Annotated in this window: 13 protein-coding genes and 2 pseudogenes; 3 read left to right on the forward strand and 12 right to left on the reverse strand. The window is 67.2% G+C overall.

The window, feature by feature from the left end; all coding sequences use genetic code 11:
• Positions 1-358 precede the first annotated feature (358 nt).
• Together OG788_RS46815 and OG788_RS46820 are read right to left on the reverse strand one after the other, a co-directional pair.
• Complete coding sequence (locus OG788_RS46815) at positions 359-3,124, reverse strand: trypsin-like serine protease (protein ID WP_406368233.1); 2,766 nt, start codon at positions 3,122-3,124, stop codon at positions 359-361.
• A gap of 1 nt (position 3,125) precedes the next feature.
• Positions 3,126-3,440, reverse strand: coding sequence for a trypco2 family protein (locus OG788_RS46820; protein ID WP_406368232.1), 315 nt, complete (start codon positions 3,438-3,440; stop codon positions 3,126-3,128).
• Between the two features lie 355 nt (positions 3,441-3,795).
• On the opposite strand from OG788_RS46820, the gene OG788_RS46825 reads away from it, so the two are divergent.
• Positions 3,796-4,029 (forward strand): hypothetical protein, encoded by a 234-nt coding sequence (locus OG788_RS46825; protein ID WP_406368230.1) that lies wholly within the window; start codon positions 3,796-3,798, stop codon positions 4,027-4,029.
• 16 nt (positions 4,030-4,045) lie between these two features.
• Here OG788_RS46825 and OG788_RS46830 read toward each other — a convergent pair.
• A pseudogene (locus OG788_RS46830) lies at positions 4,046-5,250 on the reverse strand (IS110 family transposase).
• A 482-nt stretch (positions 5,251-5,732) separates the two neighbouring features.
• On the opposite strand from OG788_RS46830, the pseudogene OG788_RS46835 reads away from it, so the two are divergent.
• Together OG788_RS46835 and OG788_RS46840 are read left to right on the forward strand one after the other, a co-directional pair.
• Positions 5,733-5,849: pseudogene (locus OG788_RS46835) on the forward strand (hypothetical protein); the annotation flags it as partial.
• 34 nt (positions 5,850-5,883) lie between these two features.
• Positions 5,884-6,483, forward strand: coding sequence for a hypothetical protein (locus OG788_RS46840; RefSeq protein WP_406368229.1), 600 nt, complete (start codon positions 5,884-5,886; stop codon positions 6,481-6,483).
• Positions 6,484-6,582: 99 nt separating this feature from the next.
• Here the strand turns inward: OG788_RS46840 and OG788_RS46845 are convergent, their stop codons facing one another.
• From OG788_RS46845 to tap, 9 genes are all read right to left on the reverse strand, one after another.
• The gene (locus tag OG788_RS46845) at positions 6,583-6,714 is read right to left on the reverse strand and encodes a hypothetical protein (protein ID WP_406368227.1); all 132 of its coding nucleotides are present in this window, start codon (positions 6,712-6,714) and stop codon (positions 6,583-6,585) included.
• A gap of 170 nt (positions 6,715-6,884) precedes the next feature.
• The gene (locus OG788_RS46850) at positions 6,885-7,694 is read right to left on the reverse strand and encodes a hypothetical protein (RefSeq protein ID WP_406368226.1); all 810 of its coding nucleotides are present in this window, start codon (positions 7,692-7,694) and stop codon (positions 6,885-6,887) included.
• A 531-nt stretch (positions 7,695-8,225) separates the two neighbouring features.
• A complete protein-coding gene (locus OG788_RS46855) occupies positions 8,226-9,179 on the reverse strand; it encodes a PIN domain-containing protein (protein WP_406368224.1) in 954 nt (317 codons plus the stop codon).
• 142 nt (positions 9,180-9,321) lie between these two features.
• Positions 9,322-10,311 (reverse strand): integrase, encoded by a 990-nt coding sequence (locus OG788_RS46860; RefSeq protein ID WP_406368223.1) that lies wholly within the window; start codon positions 10,309-10,311, stop codon positions 9,322-9,324.
• A 113-nt stretch (positions 10,312-10,424) separates the two neighbouring features.
• Positions 10,425-11,273, reverse strand: coding sequence for a hypothetical protein (locus tag OG788_RS46865; protein WP_406368222.1), 849 nt, complete (start codon positions 11,271-11,273; stop codon positions 10,425-10,427).
• Positions 11,274-11,502: 229 nt separating this feature from the next.
• Positions 11,503-13,143 carry a UvrD-helicase domain-containing protein gene (locus OG788_RS46870; protein ID WP_406368220.1) on the reverse strand — a complete coding sequence of 547 codons (1,641 nt, stop codon included), beginning with the start codon at positions 13,141-13,143 and terminating at the stop codon, positions 11,503-11,505.
• On the reverse strand, positions 13,131-15,134 hold the full coding sequence (locus OG788_RS46875) for an ATP-dependent nuclease (RefSeq protein ID WP_406368219.1): 2,004 nt from the start codon (positions 15,132-15,134) through the stop codon (positions 13,131-13,133). Before OG788_RS46875 ends, OG788_RS46870 begins: the two co-directional genes overlap by 13 nt.
• Positions 15,135-16,006: 872 nt before the next feature.
• Positions 16,007-16,564, reverse strand: coding sequence for a telomere-protecting terminal protein Tpg (gene tpg, locus OG788_RS46880; protein WP_406368218.1), 558 nt, complete (start codon positions 16,562-16,564; stop codon positions 16,007-16,009).
• 11 nt (positions 16,565-16,575) lie between these two features.
• A complete protein-coding gene (gene tap / locus OG788_RS46885) occupies positions 16,576-18,819 on the reverse strand; it encodes a telomere-associated protein Tap (protein ID WP_406368216.1) in 2,244 nt (747 codons plus the stop codon).
• Positions 18,820-18,947: the final 128 nt, after the last annotated feature.

The raw sequence follows: 18,947 nt of genomic DNA on the forward strand, positions 1-18,947 counted from the left end.
CATGCGTTCAGTCTGAAGTCCGTGCCGCGGGGCCCGTGACGATCCGCCAACTGCCGCTCGCTTCGCGGATCCCGGAGCCTATCCGCTCCGCGGTCAATGTCCCGACCGTCCTGTCACCGGCGCGGGTGACGGAGCAGGGCACAGCACCTTCTTGACGGAGGCGGGCCACGGCGTGGCGGTCGCCGAAGGCCCGGGGCGGACCCGCTTCGCAGGCCTCGCCGCTTGCTGCGTGCCGGACGCCCGCTCCGCGGCCATCCGGCCGAGCGCTCCGCGCTCTCACGTGGACGCTGGAAGGCGAGACGCTCACCATGGCGGCCACCGACCGCTACCGGTTCGCCAGAGACGTTGTTTGAATTCTTCACTCCTCCTCGGCATCCGGAGCTCGGTACGGCCGATGCTTACCTTCCACTCGCCGTACTCGGCGGCGCGCCGGCAATATGCAGCCACGCTCGGCAGCCTGCTGCTGTAAGGCTTGAGCATCGCTGGTTAGACCTGCTTTCCGCATCATGTTGGCTGCCGCGAGCAAGGCGCTGGAGTCGCCCTTGTCGGCGGCGCGCCGGTACCAGTCGAGTGCCTGATCGATCAGGCCAGCGTTCCGCAGCATCGCGGCGGCGTCCCACAGGGCGAGCGTCTCGCCGGAGTCGGCGGCGCGCCGGTACCAGTCGAGTGCCTGATCGATCATGCCTGCGTCTCGCAGCATCGCGGCTCGCGACCAGACGTCACGATTGTCGCCGGAGTCGGCGGCGTGCTGGTACAGCTCCCGCGCTTGGTCGATCATGCCTGCGTCGCGCAGCATCTTGGCTCGCGACCAGAGGTCAAGATCGCCGGATTCGACGGCATGCTGATACAGAGTCAGGGCTTGCTCGGTACGGCCCGCGGCCCACATCATCAATGTGGCCTCCCACAGTGCGTCGGTGTCTCCGGCGTCGGCGGCGCGCTCGTACCAGACGAGGGCCTCGTCGACCAGGCCCACGCGCTGCAACGCTTCAGCTCTCGCCATCAGCATCGGACTTGGATTGACGACTGCGAAGTGCCGCTCGTCGATCACGTGCACAACCGGTTGTGGGGGAATTGTGTCTTCGGCGGCGCGCTCGTACCAGACGAGTGCTTCGCTGCTTCGGCCCCGGACTTCGAGTACGTGGGCTGCCTCCCACAGTGCGTCGGTGTCTCCGGCGTCGGCGGCGCGCTCGTACCAGACGAGGGCCTCGTCAGTCAGGCGCGCGTCCCGCGCCATGTGTGCCGCCATTAGCGGGGGCGCGATACCGGCCTCTGCCGCTGCAGCGCACAGGAGCCAGGCATCGTGGTGCCTCATTCGCATGTGGAGCTCGGTCGCCATGCGGTACTGGTCGTTTGGTTGAGCGTGGTCGACCAGTGCTTGCCATACGGACTCAGGGACTCGTCTGTGTTGTCTGGTGGTCAGTGCGTGCTGCTCGAGGACATCAGACAAGAGGTAGTGGGGCTCGTCGTAACTAGGGCGACCGCGGCGAGAACGGATTGGACTGAGGGGTCCACGGATCCCGTGAATGGGGCGCCCCGTCTCGTGCAGGGCCGTTCGAAGCCAGTCTTCCGGGAGCAGATCCCATTGGATTTCGGTGAGGTATCCCTCGGCGGCAGTTTCCAGAAGGCTCACGGGTAGAGCGGGGCTGTGACCGACAAGGCGGGCATCCATAGCTGCTTCAATGAGTGCCCGCACTTCGTGCCGAGCGGTGTGGTAGCACTCAAGGAGGGCTGGGGCCCCGGCGAGGAATTGAGTGATGTGGCCCTGCTCCGCGTGCTCTGCGGCGTAGGCGAGTCTCGGATCATGCTCGGTTGCCGTCTCCAGGTTGGCCAGGTCAACGTCGGTGAAGGTCTCCGGGACGATGAGGTCGTGGCCGGTGAGGAGCATCCGTGCTGCGGAGTGGGGGTCTTCAGCGCCGTCGGCGGGCTGCGTGGTCAGGCGGTCCCAGTTCTTGGGCCAGACGGTGCCGAGGATGAGGACGGGGGCTCGGCCAGGGGCATTGAGGAGATTACGCAGGCCAGCAGCACGGTCTTCGCCGTCTGGGCTCCCAGGGGTGATGAGGTGCCGCTGGATTTCGTCCAGCCACACCACGGTGTGCGGTCGGATACGGTCCAGGGTTTCGAGCGCGGCTTCGGAGGGGCTGGGCTCGTAGAGCCACAGCCGCCAGTGGTCCGGCAGGGCTTGAATCGCTTCCCAGCAGGCACGAGTTTTGCCAGTTGACGATCCGCCTACCAATACCAGCAGACGGCTTTTCCCATCCGCTGCTGCCTTCGTTATCTGCCGCAGCTTGGCGTCGTGGGGCCGTTCAACATAGATAGGCAGTTTGGGCAGGCTCGGGCTCCACCAGCTCCCTTGTATGTCGATCGGTTGGTGCACGTCCAGGTCGGTCAACGGGTCGATCGCGTCGATCCGCAGCTCGAGAGGTTCGTCTGGCAGTGGTTGGGCGTCGACAGGTGTCAGTTCCGGTACGGGTCCGCCGGGTGTCGTGACGTGCGCGGTGAAGGCGGGTTCGGTGGCGAAGACGTGGGCCGGTATCGCGTGCAGACGGCGGTTTTCGTGCTCCTCGTCGTCCCATATGGCCACGCCGACCAGCAGGTCCTGGCAGAAGACAGCGGCCCCGGATACACCGCCCCACGCACGCAGGCCGTCGCTGCGCAGCCGTGGCGCCGCCTCCTGGTCCAGGACGTAGAGCCCTCCGCCAGGGCCGCCGCTGGCCAGCGGCGGCAGCATGCCGCGCAACTGCTCGATGCCCCGCGCCCCGTCGGCGCCCGCGGTGTGTAAGGGAAACCCGAGGCCGGTGTAGGGGAGGGCCGTGGTCCCCACGGGACGGCCCCAGCGGACCCTCCCCGGCACTTGGACAGGCTTGTCCAGCTCCAGGAGTGCGACGTCCTCGCCGTCGGGATGGGTCCAGCACACGGTAGCCCGGCGCTGCGCGATCGGGCCGTGGTGGGCATCGGGATGGCCGACGCGGACGGCGATCCTCGTCCAGCTCCTGCCGGTCTTCCTTTTGACGACAACGTGCCGTGCGGTCAGCACTAACCGCGGACCGATCAAGTATCCGGATCCGCGGGTACGGCGCTGCCGGGCGTCACCGGCGCGGATGTCGGCGAGTCGACGCGGGTCCATCTCAGTCCTCCTCCCAGGACCCGTTCTCCTGCCCGTCGACCTCGGCGTGTCTGCCGCCGGTGGCGCGGTCCCTGACTTTCAGCCGTAGGGTCAGCTTGTGCGTGCGCGCCGCGGCCGTCGTCCCGCCGGCGCCGACGGTGGCCACTCCGAACGTCAGCTTCCCCTCGCCGCGGCGCTCCTGACGCAGCTCCAGCAGCAGCTCGAGCTGTGCCTCCTCGATCTCAAAGGCGAACTGCTGTCCCGCAGCGGCGTCCTGCGCGGTGTACAGCTCCTGCCGCAGTTCCTCAATCGCTGCTGCCAATCCGATCTCTGCCACCCCTCCACCCCCGTCAACTGAAAGAAGCCCGTTTCGGACATGGTGTCCCTGCCAGGTCAGCAGTGTGTCAACCCGTGACTGGTTCGCGCAGCTGAAACCCGTCTGGCTCCCGCGCTCGCTGCTGCGTCCGCGCGCCGTGCGCAGCGGCTGTGGCCTTGGTGCGCGCCCTGCTCCCTCTTCGCGGCGCGGGGTCGGGGTGGTGCTGCGCCATTCTGCGGTCTGCGGTCTGCGGTCTGCGGTCTGCGGTCTGCGGTCTGCGGTCTGCGGGGGCGGGGGGGTGCCCCTATGTGTTTGGTCAAGGTCCAAGGCCAGTAGGTTCGTGCGGTCGAGGGCGGGCTGAGCCGTAGGGGTGTGCATGAGTGATAGCCAGGTCACGATCAAGCTCACGAGTGACGAGGCAGTGGTGTTGTCGCACTGGCTGGAGAGGCTCCAGATGACGGACCTCAGCCGTGTTGTCGACGATCCGGCGGTCTGGGCGCCGATCCATCGGATCGCCGGAACACTGGACAAGGCGCTTCCTGAGCTGTTCGCGCCTGACTATGAGCAGCGGCTTGAGGCCGCTCGTCAGCGGCTTCGGCCGGAGGACTGATCGAGGGGTTGGACTCTCACCCGGCCGCAGCTGGGGGCTCGTAGAAGGTCCCGTCGCGGAGCATGGCGAAGAGGACGTCGGCCCGGCGTCTGGCGAGGCAGAGCAGGGCCTGGGTGTGGTGCTTGCCCTGCCCTGGGCGATCTTCTTGTCGTAGTAGGCCCGCGATGTCGGATCGCCCAGAGCGGCGAACGCGGAGAGGAAGAAAGCCCGTTTGAGCTGTTTGTTTCCTCTCCGGGAGGGCTGTTCTCCGCGGATCGAGGAGCCCGAGCTGCGGGTCGTGGGGGCGAGTCCGGCGTAGGCGGCGAGGTGGCCGGCGGTCGGGAAGGTGCTGCCGTCGCCGACCTCGATCAGGATGCGGGCTCCGGTCCTGACGCCGATCCCCGGCATCGACGTCAGGACCTTGGAAAGAGGGTGGTCCGCCAGGAGTTCCTCGATCCGCCCTGCCAGCAGCTTCCGTTGGTCAAGCACGGCCGTCAGCGAAGTCGCGAGGCTTGGGACGATCAGCGCGGCCGCCTCGGTCCCCGGAACGGTCACGGTCTGCTCGTCCAGGGCGGCGAAGATCTCCTCGACCAGCCGCTCGGCCATCCGCGGGGCCTTCGGCCGCAGCAGCGTGACCAGTCGCCGACGGCCCGCCTTGCGTATCTGGGCCGGTGACCCGAACCGTTCCAGCAGCGTGAGGACGGCCGGGTGTTGCAACCGCGGTCCCAGGACCCGTTCCAGCGAGGGATGGATCTGGGTCAGCAGGCCGTGCAGCCGGTTCGCGACCCTGGTGGCCTCGCCGGCCAGGTCGTCGTCGAAGCCGACGATCATCTCCAGCTCGGCGATCGTCTCGTCCTCCCCGTCGATCACCCGCAGTGTGTGGGGCATTGCGCGGGCCGCGTCGGCGATGATGAACGCATCCCTCGCGTCGGTCTTCGCCTCGCCCGGGTAGAGGTCGGCGATCCTCCGCATCGTCAGGCCGGGCAGGTAGGCGACCGGGCAGCCCATGTCCCTCGCGACTGCCAGTGGTAAGGCGCCGATCGAGGCCGGCTGGTCGACCACGACCAGCACCGTTCCGTGCTTGGCCTGGAGTTTGGCGAACAGTTCGCGGAGCTTGGGTTCGGTATTGGGCAGGCGCTTGTCGAACGCTTTCTTCCCGGCCGGGGTGACGGCGGTGGCGTGGTGTTCGCCCTTGCCGACGTCCAGGCCGAGGAAGACGTCGATGTTGCCGGTGTCGATCACGTGCAGGGCCCCTCCATCATGCTTTCGTCCGGCCTTGCCAGGGCACCGAGCTGCCACATCCACGTTACGGAGAGCTCATCCGGCTCGGGTGAAGCCGGTGCTCAAGCCCCTCATCAGCGGTCCGTCGATGCCTCCAGACCCGGTGCACCACCCCCCAGATCATCAACAACAGGAGGGGGAAGTCATGCCGGACCCGAAGGCCGGAGGCCCCATTGCGGAACCACGAAGACGGTAACGGGGGGGAGGGACTGTGCTCCGCGCGGCCTCTTGTCTGTGTGCTTTTAGGCTGTGAGGCGCCGGGGGTCTGGTAGTCGGTAGGCAGCGGAGACCAGCGGAAGCTTCTGGATGGTGAGTTGGACGGGCTCACGGCTCAGAGTTCCGCGTCCGCCCTGGTGCGCGACCGCCACCGCGGGTGATGGTCTGCGTGCGACGAGTATCCCTTCGCCAGCACGTGGCAGGGCGCCCGGTACAGCGGCGGCCCGTTCAGCCGCCGGATGATCAACGCCACGCAGAACACGGATGCGGGCAGGGCGCTCAACGGCTTCTACACCTACAGCCGCGTCCTCGACGGAGACCGGTTCCTGGTATGGATCAGGTAGACCCCAGGCGGACGAGACCGGAAGACAAGACCCCGTGAACGATGAGCCGGCCCGAGCGACAGCCCTGGTACGCGCTGAGTACCACCTCTTCCAGATCACGGACCCGCAAGGGCCCGTGGCCGACGACCTCGACGCAACCCAGAACGGGCTCGTATCCGCTGTCGGCGGCGCCATCGAGGTGGCAACCGGGATCCATACCGGCAACGTCCGTGTCACGGTCGAGTTGTACTCCCAGCAGCCCGGCCCCATTGCGGGCTGGGAAGAGATCGCTGAGATGCCATGCCATTCCCCCTCCGGGGAAGTGCTGGTCACACCCATGATGGAAGACCTCGCTGATCTGCCTTCTCTGGCGTCTCAGGGCCCGGGCCGGTACCGACTACGAGTCCACGCGCTCGGCAGGGACACGGCTGTCGACGACACCACCGACGACATCGTGGAGTCCTACCTGATCCAAAGCTGGCCCGCCGCCCACCAGGACGCCCTCCTGGTGAAGGCGACCGACGCCTACGGAGCCCAGGTACGAGCCCGACCGGCCGGCGACACCATCGTCATCGACCACGAGGACTCACTCGACACCCAGACCGGCCGGGAACGCGACATCCTGCGCCGGGCCGGGCGCGGCGACTACTCCTGACCCGCTCTTGCGGGCCTTCGGTTGGAGCGACCTCGCACGGTTTGCCCCAACCGAAGCCAGCACGCCCTTCGCGGTGCGTTGGCCGTTTCGTGACGGCTGCTATCCGGAGCGGTGGCGGGCCCGGGTCAGGAGTCGGCCGAGCGACTCGCCGAATTTGCGCAGGAGTTGGCCTCCCAGGGCACGCTGGGCAGCCTCCCTCCGGGCACGAGCGAAGTAGTCGGCGCTCGCCACGTCTCCTTCTACCCAGCCAGTGCCGAACCGGACCGTAGTATTCCTGACCTGATTCATGAGACCCCCGAGTGCTGTGCAATTGAAGCCTGGACATTTCTACATAGAGTAGGTGTGTCCGCTACCGTGTAGTGGCAAACGCGCCCGGATCCCGGCTAGGCAGGAGTAACGTTTTACGTTTGCACCACGGGATCTCCGGGCTGGTCTGGAACATTCCTTCGAGGAGTTACTGGAGCCTGGAGCTGCCGCATAAATCCGATCAAGTTCACGATCGAATTGAGGCGTTCGTCATCTTCGAGGCCGTGGGGAATGTGTCCGCTCTTCTGTGCCTGTAGCACCAGAAGGCCATGTGAGGTGGATCCGGTGCGGACGGGTTTGAACAATGCTGTTTTGCAGTCGTCCGTCATGTAGATGCGTCGGTGGTCGGGATCCTTCGCATAATCCTGTACGTAGCGTCCGCTGACGGTGTCCCCGGCTGCCTCTCCGGTGGACTGCGCGATGGTCAGCAGGAACCGACCCTTGTTGGTATTCCCGAAGGAATCCGGCATTCCCGCGTCCTTGGCCGGCTGGTTGACGATACCCAGCTCGAGACTGGTGCCGTCCTCGGACAGCCAGTACAGGGCACTCAGTGCGCGCGGATGCGCGATCTCACCTGCTGCCTCGACCAGGCGCGTCAGCGCACCATCCCGCTCCTGTTCGAATTCTTGAGGCTTCTCCAAAATTTTTCCGATCCTCTTGGACAGAGGCCCCATTGCGGCCTCGAAAACCGCCGACCGCTCAATCTCCGACTTCGACTTACTGGTACGTAGCGTGAGAAATGAAGCTGCCCCCGCACATGCGGCACATGTTGCTACATAAAAAGGACCCACAGTATTCTCTGCGAATGCGGGAATAGTCGGCAGGCCCACTGAGATGGCGCTGAGTACTGCCACGCCCCATGGCTTCACTTTTTTGCTTCTTGCCGACGGATCTGGTTCTGGCACGCTGAATGCACCCTTTCTTCCGTGTATGCAAATGGATGCACCTCCACAGTCTCCGGTTCCCGCGTAGCGGTGTAATCGCTGAAGAGAGTGGTGCCGAAGCGTCGAAGCGCGTCAGGCGCATATGCATAAATGCATGCGCCCCGAAAGTTTGTTCGCTCGCTGGTGGGGCTCGCTACGCCATAGCGAAGGTTCGTCCTGCGCGGGCACCCTGCGCCGATCGCGGCCAGGGCGGGCCGTGTGCCGTTTGTTCTGCCGCCGCGCGGCATTGTGCAAGATCGAATTCGCCCCTCGTCGCGCTCACCCTGCGCCGCAGCAGTCCGGTCCCTCGCTTTGGGACGGAACTGCGCCTGTCGACTGGACTGCCCCAGCACCGGAGTACTGCGCCAGGCCCCAAAAGGGGCCGATACGGACCCGGCGGGGGAGCGGTTCGCGGAATCTGTCAGAAGCAAGGACGGAAGGGCACGGGGCCGAGGCTCAACCTCCCGCATCGTACGGAGCGAGCCGCCCGGCGGCTCCCTGGGTGCTCGATCCTCAACTGGCCGTCGGAGTCTTGGCCTCGGCCTGCCGGGCGCGCCGTTGTGCGCGTACGCCCGTGCCAGCCCTGTCCGGGGCCGACCAGTCCGGCTCGTCCCCGGGGTCCTTCGTCGCCACCTTGGTCACCTGCAGTCCGGCGGCCCGGCCGCGGGTGTGCTGGCTCGTATCGCACGTCAGCAGTCGAACGTCGCGGCCACCGGCCAGGCCCTGGATGGCCACTGTCCGGTCGATGATCTCGACATCGGGGCGGTCCAGGCGCGCGTGGCCGGGGGGATCGAGGACGATCTCCACGTTGACCCTGCCGCGCGTCTCGCCGTCCGAAACGGTGTGCTCACCCTCATGCAGGACCCCGTGGGTGTGGCCGTTGAGGACCCCGTCGAGGAGGCCGAGTGTGTGGGCGGCACGCCAGCGGGCCCGATGCTTGCTGGCGTCCTTGAGGTCGTCCAGCTCGTCGACCACGACGATCGGGAACAGTAGGCGCACGAACTGCCAGCGCGGCACGTCGAGTACCTCGTGCAGGTCGACGTCGGCCAGCTTGACCTCGTTCTGGATGTAGAAGCTGGAGTCGGCCACGACGAACACCTCGCGCTGGCTCCACCGGCCGATCTGCGTATCCAGCGCGTCCACGGCCGCCTCGAACGCCTCGATCCGTTCGGTGACCTCAAGTTGCACCAGGCCGTTCACGAGGCGCTGCTGTGCGGTCCCGGCGAGCGTGCCGCAGCTGCCCAGCAGCGCCTGGTAGCGGTCGGTGAACACAAGCTGGTCCAGGTCCCGGTTGCTGATCTGGGAGCGCAGCATCCGCGCGGACTCCGTAGCCCACTCCAGATACGTCAGCAGCCCCTCGAAGGCGCTGTCGTACGGCCGCTGCAGGTTCTTCGCCGCGGTGTGGACGCCGCTGAGGGTCTGCCGGATGTTTCTCCGGTCTGCGCCGGGGCGAGGTGTGATGAGCATGCGGTGATCCTGTCAGCGAGGCCCGCTGGCGCGCCCAGGGTTTCCGACGTCGCGACCCTCCGGTGACACGACCGCAGTCCCCGGCTCCGGTCATGTCGTCGTAGCCCTGGACGCCGTGGTGATTCGGTCGGGTGAGGGAAGGTCAGGTGAGGCCGGCGGTGGCGTTGTCCTCCCACCCGTCGACCCGCTGGAAGTAGCCGGTCATGGACCGGGAGTGCCGGGCCCATCCGCCCTGGTCGGCGATCACCACGGCGTCCTTGCCGTTCTTGCGGCCGGTCGTGGCCAGGCCAATGCGGAGGCTGTGGCCGGTCCAGGCGATCGCGATTCCGGCACGGACGCTGATCCGCTTCACGGCCCGGGTGACCGAGTCTGGGACCATGCCGCCCGTGACGTTGCCGTGCCGGTCGACGCCGACGAACGCGGGCGCGGACGGCTCCGACCAGCGCGGCTCAGCCTCAGTAGCGAGGCGGGCCCGGTATGCCTTCCACGCCTCCACGGGGCAGATCTCCGGGTCGCTCTGATAGTTGATCTTCGCGTCACGGACGGAGTGCTTGGTCTTGCCGGTGAGCACCGATACGACCAGGCCGCGGGGTGTCAGGGCGACGTCCCCGGCGAGGAGGCTGGCCGGGTCCTGGGCGCGTGAGGCGTAGTGGAAGCCGGTCAGGACGAGCGCCTTGTCCCGGGCCCCGGCGAGGGTGTCGGGGCAGGCCCGCACCACGCGGTACAGATCGGGCACACCGGCCGCCGCCGCCTGGCCGCGGCCGCGCCGCTCCCCGGCCTTGAGTAGTTCGACGGCCGCAGCCTCCAGTGCCGTCCGGGCCTGCGCCTGGTCGTCTCGGCCCACCTCCGCGCCATGGCGGCGGAGCTCTACGACGGCTCCGGCGAGAATCGTCCCGGCCGACGAAGCGGCGTAGCCCTTCCCGTTCGCCTGGCCCCGGTCCAGCATCCACACCACGAACGCCACAAGGGCGCCGCGCGTCGCCTCCAGTTCCGGGAAGCTCTGCGCCGCGCAGAACCGCTCCCAGACACGCCACGCCTTCGCGTACGTGTCCGTCGTGTTCGCGGGTCGCAGCCGCCGCTGGACCTCGTCGGCGAAGGTCTCCGCGTCCGCGAGACGCCGGGCGGTCTCCACCCCGTGGCGCTCCGCCCACCGGACGATGAGGGCAGGTCGCTCAGGGTCGGATCGAACGAGAGGCGCAGCGGCCTCTCCCGACGGGTGCCCGGGGCGGCCGGCCGGCCACGCGGTCACTGCTCTGGCTTCTCGGAGACGCCGAAGCTGAAGCCGACCTCGAAGGCGGGCGGTTCGCCGTACGCGGAGTGCCTCATCTGCTGGTCCTGTATGTCGAAGAAGCCGTCTTCGACGAGGGTGTCGCCGTCCCAGTACCAGCGGGCCAGACGGTCGGCCGCCCCGGCGAACTTCGTCGTCCACGAGCCCGCGCTCACGCTGATCCTGCCGATCGACGCCCCGGCAGGCATGTTCTCGCGCAAGGACTTCACCATGGACGGGATGTCTTCCAGCATGGTGGTGAGCTGGGATACGGCATTGACCGCAGATTGCCGGGGTGGAGGCATCCAGCCCTTGCGGCCGACGATGACGCCCGCCACGAGTTCGGGGGTGATGTCCAGCGCGGCCCTCTGCGCCGGGCCGTAACACAGCCGCCACTCCCGTTCGAACAGCCAGTCCGACCGCCCCTTGGCCGGGTCCGGCTCGTACACCACGCAGCGGTTGTACGTGCGCCGCGGCAGTTCCTCCTTCATCCGGTCGAGCTCGGTGCGCGAGACATAGAGCGCGGGCCGGGCACCGGCGGCGATGAGGCGTTCGCGGTCGAGCACGAGGCCCCACGGCGGATAGGGCCCCCGGCGGACGCCCTCGCGCAGCATCGCCCGGCGAGCTTCCTCGGTGACCTCGCTGAAGCAGATCACCGGGGCGTCGGTCCAGAAGGTCGAGTTCCCGCGCAGTACACCGCTGTGCAGGATGTTGACCAGCCTTTCCTCGGCGCTGCCCTGGGCGAAGTCCGGAATTTCGTCCTTCTCGGCCCGGGGGCGGCCCGTGAAGTGGACCAGAGTGTTCGGCAGGTCGGGATGCGTGCTCACGGCGCCGGTGTCTCCCCTTGCTCGCGACGCCCGCCTGACGGGTCGCCACGGCCGTTCTCTGACGTCGGATAAGGAGAGGTTATCCGACGCCAGAGAAGGCTGTCTCCCGCTTCCTTGGCGGTGACCCGGGCCTGGCCCGCGCAGTTCAACTGCGCCTTGACGCCAGCGGCATGCTGCAACGTGTGCCAGCCGCCCTCAACATCAGAGACGGTTCTGGCCCGGGTACGGCTCACGGATGGATAGTGCCCGAAGCGAACCAGTTGCGAGCTGTCGTTTCCGCTCCGTCCGGGAGGTCGTTGGTGAAGACCACGGCCAGGCCGCGGCGGGCGCGTGAGCAGCAGACGTAGAAGAGGTTGCGTGACCGTTGGGTGCGGTCGGGTTTGTCGATGCCGGCCAGCATCTTGCCGATGTTGTACATGGTCCAGGCGGAGTCGTCGATAACGACGACGACGTTCTCGAACTCGTCGCCCTTGACACCGTGTTGGGTCGAGAACGGGGTGAGTTCGTCGATGAACTGGGTGACGGCGATGACTTCGCTGTAGGGCACGTCGCGGAGTCTGTTGGCGAAGTCTGCTTGCCGTTGGCGTCGTTCGTCGAGGTCAGTTGCCGTTCTTCGACGTTCGCGCTCTCGCACCTTTCCTGGTAGGGCCAGGAGGGGGCTCTCGGTCATGAGGTCCATGACGTCGCCGACGGTCCCTGCCATGCGAACGGAGTTGAGTGCGTGGATGGCCTCGCTGATGGTTCGCTTATCGGCGTGCGCAGTGATGCGACTCTTACCCTGGGCCAGCAGGCTGGTCAGCTCTACGAAATCCCTCGCGCGGTGTGCTGCGCAGAGGGCTTCGACCTGTGTGAGGTACTGGACGTACGGCTCGGTGCGTGCCATCAGGTCATCTGGCCCATGGCTGCCCAGCTGTCGGTACTGCTCCAGCAGGTTGGGGTAGTTCAGTGTTCCGGCGATGCCGCGGTGTGTGAGCATCAGGTACTTGGAGTTTTCGGGTGACCAGCCCATGCCTGCGAGGGCCGATTTGGCGGCCTCCAGGCGGAGGGGGCCGGGTGGCGTGTCAGCTTTGAGGAAGAGGTGCACCTCGCCTTCTTGTCTCTCGCCTGCAGCTTCCTGGCGAAGTTCGGGCCGCATCTTGTTGAGCACGTCGACTACCGGCCGTGAGCAACGGTAGTTCTGGTGCTTGGTGATGAGTGTGAGCCGCTCGTGCTGTACCGCGCCGACACCGGTTCGGTAGATTTTTTGCATCGAGTCGCCGAAGAGGCCGATCACGCAGGGTTCCTTGCCTGCACCCGCCAGGTGATCCAGGAGCAGCTTGATCGTCTTCGGTGAGGTGTCCTGGTACTCGTCGACGAAGATGACGGGGTACTTGCTGGTGATGATGCGTATGAGCTTGGGATACGCGGCGACGAGCCGTAGGGACAGTGCGATGACGTCGTCGTGAGAGATGCGGCCCTCGCTGAACTTTCGCCCGCGGTCCGAATACTCGATCACCGGGGGAGTGGCCACCTCCGTGAGGTCTTCCGGGTTGCGCACGTCGTCGCTGTTGTTGTAGTCGAGGAGTTGCTGCCACAGCTCACGCGGATAGTCCTGGATGACGTCCCAGAGGAACTCGTGGATCGTGCCGACGGTGACCAGCGGGTCCGCAGAGATGCGTTCGAGGATCTTCCTCTTGGCGACGTTCGTGTAGGTGATGCAGGCGATCCGCCGGCCGCTCGACTCCAACTCCGAGCGTCGGTGACCGAGCAGGTACTGAAGGGCACGGACGAGGTCGGTCGTCTTGCCGGCACCTGCTCCGGCCTCTACGAGGAAGCTGTGCCGGGCGTCGAGTTCCTTGACGACGGTTTCGATCGTGGTCAGGTCAGCCACTGGAGCCCCTCTGCGATGTAGCGAGGGACGACCCAGTCCTCCAGGAGCATGACGTCGAACGCGAAGTCGGTCTTGTGTTTGGACAGCCGCTTGGCAATGCCATACGCATGGGCTTCGATGTCGCCTTCGGTGGGGTCAGCTCCGGCTTCTTCGAGGAAGGCTCGCTTCAACTCTAGATGTCTGAGGTCCCGGGCGAGAACGCTCGCGTTGGCGATGATGAAGGCGTCCTCGAAGCTTCGTGCGCAGACCCCTGCTTCCTTCTCCGGGACCTGGTAGGCGACGCGCACGTGGCCATGTTCCTTGGAGCTGGAGTCAACGGTCAGCAGCTCGGTGATCGCGGACTCACCTGGCAGCCACTTCTTGAGCGTGGAGTTCGAGGTGAGGGCACCCGCGGTGCTGGGCGGGCAGGCTTTTTGGTCCGTGGGGCCGACCGAGTCGATGTCGGTGATGACCAGGGTCCGCACATTGAGGAACTCCAGGAGTTCCCGGAACCGGACCGCGTAGGCGTCACCGACTTCGATGACCGATACGTACTGATGCAGGAGTCCTTCGGCACACCGGCGGACCATCTCGGGCAGCAGTAGCCGTTCGGCGGTGCCCTCGATCAGGATCACCTTGTCGGCGAAGAACATGTCGCACCGGTGCAGGACCATGTACTGGCGCAGGAACCGCAGTGTCTCGTCGCCGTGCGGGGTTGCCGTGACCTTCGCTTGGAAGGTGGAGAGGTCTTTGACCTTGCTATCGGGTTCGGAGCGGTCGAAGTATCGGACTGTGTGGAACCCGCCGCTTGCGACGATGTGGGACGAGTGCGTGGTGATGACCACCTGCACCTTCCACGGGGCCTTGCGGTTGATGAAGTCCTGGATGTTCTTGATGAAGACCTCCTGCATCTGGGGATGCAGGTGGGCTTCCGGCTCTTCGATGAACAACACCTGCAGCGCCGGCTTTGGAGCAGCACGCTCGTAAGCCTGGTGAAAGCTGATGACCTGCAGAATGGTGAAGATCAGCTTGCTGTAACCGAGCCCGTTGTGGCCCTCGGGAAGGTGAAAGCCGTCATCTCCGGACGGGTACTGGAGCCGTGTACTGCCTCTGAGGATGCCCGACCCCTCCATGAGGGATACGATGCGTGGCTTTTCGACCGGCGTGATCGTTCCTACCCCGAAACTGCGTAGGTCCTCGAAGACCGGGTCGAACAGTGATTCGTAGTTGGTGTCGAGTTCCAGCGAGGCTGCCGTCAGGGCGTCCTCGATCTGCTCGATACTCTGGTGACGTGCCTCGGCTCCACTCTTGACCTTGTAATAGGTCTCGAACGTCTTGGACAGCGTGCGGGCCTTGTCACCAGGGGTGTCGTCGACCTTGGTCTGCGCGTAGACGAACCTGACCGAGACGATCGCCTGCGCAGCACTGCGCTTGATCCCCTTCGTCACCTTCTCGTCGATCGGGCTTACTGCTCGAAAGACGGGAGCGAAGTAGCCCGTGAAATTCCTGCGCAGCCACTTGCTGGAATCGAACTTCTGCCTCTGGCTTGCTGTCCAGAAGTCCTTGAGGAAGTCGTGCGGCCGTGCTGCTTCCAGCGAGGCTTCGATCTTGACCGTGAAGCATGAGTCGTCGAGGTCCAGGATCACGTCGGTCAACGGAGCGAGGTCATCGTCCTCGTCATACTCGATCGTGAGTCCCAGCCGGATGGACGGCACGAGCTCGTACGCCTTGGCCAGCAGGCTCTCACGCGTCTGCTGATCGTCCTGGGCCGCATGCCCGTTCGCTTCCCCGAAGATCTGACGTGCCTGCTCGATGTCAGCGATGCGGCAGGTGGAGAAGTCCTCCAGCATGAACTGAGTGTCGTCGTCGCCGAAGAACTTCTCGAAGAGGTTGACGAACGATGTCTTGCCGCTGTTGTTGCGTCCCACGATGAGCGTGGTCCGCGGATCAATCCGCACATCTGCCCTGTCCAGGGCGCGGAAATTGATCACCTTGGCATGGGTCAGCTGCATCGCACTCCCGACTTCGTCCCAATCCCCGCCCACAGGGTGGCGGCATATGCCTGCGGCCACCGTGAGTCGAAGCAGTATGTGACGCTGAAGATGAAGGGGGTGATCACTTGACTCAAAGTGGCCGATGATGCGTCAGGTTGCGCCTGTTTCGATCGAGTTCGGTCGACGCAGGGTAGATCAACTGCTGCTCGGGTTGCAGGTTTCCTTGCGGCCTGCGTAACCCCCGCCCCACACGCAAGACGAAGACGGCCAGCCTCATCGTCCCGCCTACATCCCCCGGCGCCGATCCCACCGATCTCCTAGGCACCCCCTACGAAGCCCTCTGGCTCCCCACCGCGGCCCTGCGCCACCACGACCAGACCATCGCTTTCCGGCGCCCGCGGAGCTTTCGGCCTGTGGGCTGGTGGCCGAGGAAGACGGCGCGAGCGTGTCACGTGGTGGGGTGGGTGGTGATCCAGGTGAGGCCGCCGAGGTCGAGGTGGTAGCGGGCGCGGGTGACGGCCACGTAGGCGAGGCGGGCGTCGGTGTCGCTGACGGGCTCGGGGATCGCACGGCCCTGGGTGTCGAAGGGGTGTCTAGAGGTTTTCGTGTGGTGATTCCTCGTAGAATCGGCGGCCTTTTCTGCACAGGAATCTGCAGGGAAACGCGCTGGGTGCGAAGGTCGGCGAAACGGTCCAGGCAGAACGCGTCTGCCCCGGCCCGGGAACGGCGCGTGGCCCTATCTCTTTTCGCCGCCGGATCCTGGCACTTTTTCGGGCGCTCCGGGCGCGGCCGAAGGCAGCCGGGCCTGCAGATGGCCTAGGAGACTTACGTCGCCTCGCGCGCCGGGCCACGGCAGCGCGCGACGCAAGCCGCGCCAGTTCCTACGGTTTCTACAGCTCGAACCGGAGGTCGACGAGGTCTTTGAGGTGGACTTCGAGGCCGTGGGCGCGGCGGCCGCCGTCGCGGAAGTAGACCTCGCCGAGGGCTTCGGCGGCGATCTGGCGGAGGTCGTCCTCGTCGGTGCCGTCCTGCTGGGCTGCAAGGAGGCGGGCGGCGTGGTGGGGCGGGAGGGGGAGGGTGAGGTGGCGTACGCGGGACTGGTCGGTGCTGCCGCCGGCGGCGGTGTAGCCGAACCGGCCCTGGACGTCGATCATGATGCCGCCGCTGGTGGCGGCGGCCTGCCTGGCCCGGGCCCTGATCTGCGGCTGCCAGCGGGCGAGGACCTCGGCCCCCAGCCGGTCGGCGAGCTGAGGGCGGGGGGTTTTGATCTGGTTGCTCACATAGCGCTCCACGGTGCGCTGGCTGATGCCGAGGAGGTCGGCCACCGGCTTCGTCCTGCCGCCGTGCTGTTTGACGAGGTAACGCATCTGCGCCCCGGCGGATTTGGGCAGTGGGCGGGTGAACGCGCCCTGCACAGCCCGCTCGAGTTCTTCCGCGACGGTGACCACGCTGTCCCCCTCTATTTCCCGGTGTCCGGGCTGTCGGCCCGGCCGGTCTTGATGTAGCGGGCGAGGTTGGCGACGTGGCCGTCGCCGCCGAGCTCCTCGGACTTCTCCGCCCCCCACTGCAAGCTCTGGGTGCCCTCGTGCTTGACCATCCCCGGGGAGACGCCGAGCCGGAAGCTGCCCGCGACGGTCTTGCCGTCGGCGCCGTAGGGCAGCACGTCCAGTGGGCTGGGTCCCTCGGCGGCGTACACGGCGCAGTCGGAGAGGACCGCGAGGGGGTAGCGGCCGGTGGCGGCGGCGAGGTTGAGCATCTTGCGGTGCATGTTGATGCGGGCGCGGGAGATGACGGCGGCGCGGATGTCGGGGCGCCAGGTCGGGCGGGCCAGCGCCGGCCAGGGGTTGCCCGGCTTCCAGCCCCCGCCGCGCGCCTTCTCCTGCAACTTGCCGATGCCGCCCTTGACGGTCATCTTCACCGCGTCCAGCACCAGGGCCAGCTCCGGATCGCGCTGCTTGTAGCCGTCCATCGCCTCAAGGAACTCGCGCGGGCCCAGTTTCTCGCCCACGCCCAGATCGGCCATGGTGGCGACGTAGGCGTCGCGCAGCCGCTTGTACCAGCCGTCCAGGTACCGGCCGCTGTCGTGGCGCAGCCAGCCCTCCAGCGGGGCGACGTCGTAGCCCAGCTCGACGGCGTAGGCCACCGTCGGGGTGGCGTACCAGGCAGGGCCCGTGGGGCGTTCCCCTGTCGGCGTGAACGCGCTGGGCAGCAGACCGCCGTGCACGTCGCGCCACTGCTTGCCGATCTTCACCCGGGACGGATCGACGTGGGAGAGGTCGACCAGCCAGGAACCGGGCACCGCCGCATCGAACGCCGGACGCACGACGTGCACCGGGGGAGTGGCCAGGCCCACGACCGCACCGTTGGCGGCCGCCCCGAACGCCAGGTTCACGTCGATGCCCACCAGGTGACGCTGCATGGTATCGGCGCCCGTCATCTCCCGCGCCCAGTCGTACGCCTCCTCCATCAGCTTCTCGTCGGGGCCGCGCACGTGGAAGCGGGGCAGGTGCGCCAGGACGGGGTGACCGTCGGTCGCCTCGCACGGCGCCGGATCCAAAGCCTCGGTCCCCAGCGATCCGGGCCGCACCTCGCGGTGCCGCTTGCCGTCCTCGTCCGGCTCGCTGGCACGGGTCGGCGGGTTGAGCGCCGTCATCAGGTGAAGCCCCGTCACCGCGGTGGTCCCGACCGGGGTGACGACGCGCTGCGCGTACACGCCCAGCACCCGGGCGAGTTCCGCCGGAGGAAGCTGCGCGGCATGGCCCCAGGCACGGTCGTCGAGGGCGTGCCAGGAGGGGATGCACAGCTGCACGCAACTGCGCCGGCCCCCCTGCGCGGGACGGTAGATCCGCGCCCACGGCCCGAATCCCCGCTTGGTGAGCTGCCACTGGGCAGGCTCGAGCTGGCCCAGCACCTTGTGCCCCTCCGGAAGCCGCCCGGCCAGCCGCGCCGCCTCCGGCAGCTGGGCAGGCAGACCGTAGCGCTCACACGCCGCCCCGGTCAGCACCAGCAGCGGGTCGGAGTCCTTGCCCGAACCGTGCAGCCGCTCCGCCCCCAACTGCGCCTCGCTCAGCGCCCACTCGACCAGGGCGGGCAGGGACTTGGCGGGCACGTCCAGGAGCAGACCGCCGACGCCGTAGCCGGTCACCTGTCCGTCCGCGTCGGCGTCCAGGACCAGCAGCGGACCGTGCTCGTGCCCGGCATCGTGCGTACGCACAGCAGCCTTCGGCGCACCCGGACGCCGCGAGGACGGACGGGACGGCGCGGCAGCAGGCGCCGGATGAGGCGCCCGAGCGGCGGCACCGGACTCGGAGGCCGGAACGGAGGCCGGAACGGAGGCCGGAACGGGGGCGGGCGTGGCTGTCGCCTTCGCGTCCGCGGGCCGCGGCCCCGCCCCGCCGGACGCCTCCGGTGCCGGGGCCTCGGGCGGCAGGGCTGCGCCTGCGGCGGGAGCCGGGGCCTCCACGGCCGGGTAGAGGAGAGCGAGTTGGGCGAGCAGGCGCGCGTACGCCTCCCGCTGCGGAGGCCTCGGCTCGGCCTTGCCCGACTCCCAGCCGCCGATCGTCGCCCGCCGGACGTCGAGGGCCGCGGCCACCTCGTCCAGGGTCAGGGCATGCGCCTGCCGCAGACGCCTGCGTTCGGCCGGCGGCGGCAGCGGGGACCGGGACGCGATCAGCGCGTCGACCGCGTCGAAGAGCTCGGACATGGGACACCTCCGGTACCGACTCTATCCCATGGATCGCACAATGTGCGTACGGATACCGTACTTTTCGCGTACGAATGATGGGCGGGCTGGTAGGGTGCTCGATTGGTGGGGCTTCAATACCGGGTCTC

Origin of the sequence: Streptomyces sp. NBC_00647, from assembly GCF_045207245.1 — a bacterium.
GTDB lineage: Bacteria > Actinomycetota > Actinomycetes > Streptomycetales > Streptomycetaceae > Streptomyces.

Coding starts and splice junctions, on each gene's coding strand:
- OG788_RS46855 (WP_406368224.1), bottom strand. CDS start 9,179: ATGCTCATCACACCTCGCCCCGGCGCAGACCGGAGAAACATCCGGCAG.
- OG788_RS46825 (WP_406368230.1), top strand. CDS start 3,796: ATGAGTGATAGCCAGGTCACGATCAAGCTCACGAGTGACGAGGCAGTG.
- OG788_RS46815 (WP_406368233.1), bottom strand. CDS start 3,124: ATGGACCCGCGTCGACTCGCCGACATCCGCGCCGGTGACGCCCGGCAG.
- tap (WP_406368216.1), bottom strand. CDS start 18,819: ATGTCCGAGCTCTTCGACGCGGTCGACGCGCTGATCGCGTCCCGGTCC.
- OG788_RS46875 (WP_406368219.1), bottom strand. CDS start 15,134: ATGCAGCTGACCCATGCCAAGGTGATCAATTTCCGCGCCCTGGACAGG.